Here is a 645-nt window from a genome sequence, read left to right as displayed (position 1 = left end):
CTCGACAGCTGCATCGGTCGGCGGAACTACCCGAGCATGCCCGTTGACCACGCTGCCGCACCGGGAAACTCAAAGATCCCCGACAGAGTCAAGCTCAGTATTTGCCGCGAAAGGTCACGCAGAAGCTGTTCGCCGCCCGAGACGCGGCATGCCGGAGGCCGACGCGCCCAGGGCCTTGGTATCGCCTTCACCGACGTGGAGCTCCGTAGGTCGACTTACGGAACCCGGCAGAGACGTTGCAAGCGCTGTTGGCGAGGCGCTGGCGCTCCCTTGAGTCATTTTCTCAGTGGTGGTGCTGTGGCGGCTGCTGTCCCGGCTGGCCTGACCGCGGCCGGCGTCAGTATCCCGGTGCTTCGAGCTCTCATCGGATACCTGCTCCCGGTCCTCATTGGTTTTCCAGAAGTCAGCAGTACGTACTGGGGGTTGTCGCGCCAGTCGGGGTTCGGCCCTGTGTGCGGCGGCTGGCGCTCTCTGGTTCAGGCGTGACTCAGGGGGCTGGGGTGCCGGATGGCGGCGGTTTGGGGGAACGCAGTGGGGGGGGGGGGGGGGGGGGGGGGGGGGGGGGGGGGGGGGGGGGGGGGGGGGGGGGGGGGGGGGGGGGGGGCGGGGGGGCCAGCGGGGAGTGCGGGGGAGGTCGGAGAGTGT

This window comes from Streptomyces sp. NPDC037301 (genome assembly GCF_055602785.1).
The sequence above is the reverse complement of the archived record's forward strand: the minus strand, read 5'-3'. Positions refer to the sequence as shown.